At 38.6% G+C, this 2929-nt stretch carries 5 protein-coding genes; all 5 read left to right on the top strand.

What is annotated here, in order from left to right:
- The coding region (locus tag Q0191_RS01860; protein WP_297663297.1) for a dihydrodipicolinate synthase family protein at positions 1-278 on the top strand (278 nt) is incomplete at its 5' end.
- Between the two features lie 53 nt (positions 279-331).
- Positions 332-931: a hypothetical protein gene (locus Q0191_RS01855; protein ID WP_297663295.1), complete on the top strand. Its 600-nt coding sequence runs from the start codon at positions 332-334 to the stop codon at positions 929-931.
- 224 nt (positions 932-1155) lie between these two features.
- Positions 1156-1656 carry a GNAT family N-acetyltransferase gene (locus Q0191_RS01850; protein ID WP_297663293.1) on the top strand — a complete coding sequence of 167 codons (501 nt, stop codon included), beginning with the start codon at positions 1156-1158 and terminating at the stop codon, positions 1654-1656.
- Between the two features lie 15 nt (positions 1657-1671).
- Positions 1672-2010: an ATP cone domain-containing protein gene (locus Q0191_RS01845; RefSeq protein WP_005590355.1), complete on the top strand. Its 339-nt coding sequence runs from the start codon at positions 1672-1674 to the stop codon at positions 2008-2010.
- A gap of 303 nt (positions 2011-2313) precedes the next feature.
- Positions 2314-2929, top strand: a 616-nt coding sequence (locus tag Q0191_RS01840; RefSeq protein WP_297663288.1) for an acyl-CoA dehydrogenase family protein, incomplete at its 3' end; no start/stop codon positions are given.

The raw sequence follows: 2929 nt of genomic DNA, 5'->3' as shown, positions 1-2929 counted from the left end.
TGTTTGAAATGCTGGACGCTATTGAGCACAATGACATCAAAAAAGCAGCAGCTATCCAACGAAAATTCATCCCTAAAGTCAATGCGCTTTTCTCTTACCCAAGCCCAGCTCCAGTCAAGGCTGTGCTCAATTACATGGGATTTGCAGCAGGTCCAACCCGCTTACCGCTCGTTCCAGCTCCTGAGGAAGATGCTAAGCGAATTATCAAGGTCGTGGTTGATGGCGACTATGAAGCGACTAAAGAGACTGTTAAAGGTGTCTTGAGACCAGATTATTGATCTGCAATTTTGGTTTAGAGCTTATATAGATAAGTAAAGTGTGATGAAATAATATGTCAGAAAAGCATAGTCAACGAATCGAGGAGTATAAGGCAAAGCGCAGTCTGGAAAAACTTGAGGGGAAGATAGTTTACGACAAGCCAACTATTCGAACTGGTGATAAGGCAAGTTTTTATGGCGCAGGTTTAATTTTGTTAGGGTTTGGTTTGGGGGCTCTTTATCTACTTCTTAACCTTATAACAGACTGGGATTTAAAACTTTTCTCTCTCATCTGGGAAACACTTGCTGGATTAGGGATTGTTGTCAGTCTTTTTGGAGCGTTTAAAATTGGTCGATTAGAGTTACATACTGTGTCAATGATAGCAGACAAAGAGAAGAATTTTGACATTAAAAGGGCTTTTAATCTTTATAATGTCATCCACAAACCGACTAAGAAAGTTTTACTTCAACACGATAGTGAGGATGATAGTTTGATTTCTCTAAACGCTGGAGGTGACTTATTGGTTGAGCTCCTAAGGAAAGTTGAGGAAGAGAAATTACCTTTTAATAAGATTAACAAAACTCTGAAATTAGAAGAAGTGTCTGAAAATCATTGGAAAATGCATTATCGATACAAGAAACAAGATATTGTATTAGAGGAAAGTGGTATATAGTATATGTATTATTAGCTTGATCTAAAAGGATTAATATTTATAGTTGTCTGAAAAATATTTCAAAAGGATTGCAGTTGAACGGTGCCTCGAAAGTTAGATAGAATTCTAAGGATAGAGGCTCGGCTCATCTCTGCAGTCTTTTTCTAAATGTTTCATTCTTTTTGAAAAAAACAAGAAAAAATTGTATAATGATAGTATAAGTTATCTCTTGAGAGGTGATGATAATGCAGGTTCGTAAGGCAAGCAAGGCTGATTGGCAACTAATCCAAAAAATATGTAGAGAGACTTGGTTGACTACCTATAAAGATATTTATTCCTCTTCCTACATAGAGCGAGTCTTTGACATTTTCTATAGCCAGGAACGTTTATATAAGGACTTGACTGAACTTTCTCCTGAATGGAATGGCTATTGGCTGGCAGAAAGAAATGGGCAGGTGCTTGGTTGTGTTGGTGGTGGAATGAGTGAGGACGGCAGAGCCAATGTTTATGTTCTCTATGTCTTGCCGCAGGCTCAACGTTTGGGAATCGGTCATGCATTACTGGAGACTTTGACAAGTTATCAAAAATCACAATATCAGGCCAGAGAGCAAGCTGTTACAGTAACGGAAGGAAATGCTATCGGTCTTCCATTTTATGAAAAAGAGGGTTTTGTCTTCGAGTCTGCCACTGAAAATTGGCTTGATAGCAGTCAAGCCAGAGATTTACACTATATCAGAAATATATAAATAAAGGAGTATCTTATGAAAGTCATTAAACGCAGTGGGGAAGTCGTTGACTTTGACCCTGATAAAATCTATCAAGCGGTATTAAAAGCAGCTCAAACTGTTTATGTCTTGACAGACGACCTCCGTCAAAATCTAGCCTTGGTCACAAAAAAAGTCGCATTAGATCTGGAAGAAGCCAAGGTTGAGCGTGCCACTATCAGTATGATTCAGTCTATGGTTGAAAATCGTCTCTTGGGAGCGGGCTATATCACTATTGCTGAGCATTATATTTCCTACCGCTTGCAGCGTGATTTGGAACGCAGTGGTTACGGTGACCATATCGCTGTCCATTTGCATTTTGAGCAAATCCGATAAAAATGCTGAAAAGCCCACATGGGCTTTTTCTTTTTCAAAACTCAATATAAAAAGTCAGTTCAAGGTAGATCTTTCTTCAAAGTTTGTAACCACATTCAAAGATTTTTTCCTAGTTTTTATAAGAAAAAGACCTTTCAAAGCCAGTCAAATCAATATGTATAACCTCAACTTATGGTCTTATTAATCTTTCTTAAGTAGACATCATAACATATTAGATATAAAATGAAAGCGTCAACAAATACTGAGTTGCAAAATGAAAGCGCTCTTATTACAAATAAAAACTATACAAAAGGAGTCAATAAAATGGCAACTAAAGAAGAAATTTTGCGTGAACTATACCCTGAGGATCTTTTCCACTATGCAGATGGCTTGACATTGGGAGAAGCTGAAGTATTACAAGAAACTCGTCGTTTGATTGAAAAACACCTTCGTCCTGTAATCAATGAATATTGGGAAGCACCTGATTTCCCATTTGAAGAATTCTATGCAGTCGCTAAAGGCGCTCAAATCATGAACAACCCTAAATTGTTCGAAGGTCGCGAAGGCAACTACAAACCATCAGAACTTTATATCGCATTCTTGTATTTGGAATTAGCTCGTTTCGATGCGTCTATAGCAACTTTCTTCACAGTTCATGGTGGACTTTGCTACAACACAATCTTGCTTGGTGGTGACGAGCGTCAACAAAAAGAATTCCTTCCTAAATTGGCCGCATTTGACTGGCAAGGATGTTTCGCTTTGACTGAGCCATTGTCAGGTTCTGACATTGCTGGAGGTCTTGCTACAACAGCTGAGCGTGTTGGCGATAAATGGATCTTGAACGGAGAAAAACGTTGGATTGGTGGATCAGATACTGCGGATGTCGTTCCTGTATTTGCTCGTGATGTTGCGGATGGCAAGGTGAAATGCTTTATCGTTC

Origin of the sequence: uncultured Streptococcus sp. (assembly GCF_938036805.1) — a bacterium.
GTDB lineage: Bacteria > Bacillota > Bacilli > Lactobacillales > Streptococcaceae > Streptococcus.
The sequence above is the reverse complement of the archived record's forward strand: the minus strand, read 5'-3'. Positions and strand labels throughout refer to the sequence as shown.

Coding starts and splice junctions, on each gene's coding strand:
- Q0191_RS01855 (WP_297663295.1), top strand. CDS start 332: ATGTCAGAAAAGCATAGTCAACGAATCGAGGAGTATAAGGCAAAGCGC.
- Q0191_RS01850 (WP_297663293.1), top strand. CDS start 1,156: ATGCAGGTTCGTAAGGCAAGCAAGGCTGATTGGCAACTAATCCAAAAA.
- Q0191_RS01845 (WP_005590355.1), top strand. CDS start 1,672: ATGAAAGTCATTAAACGCAGTGGGGAAGTCGTTGACTTTGACCCTGAT.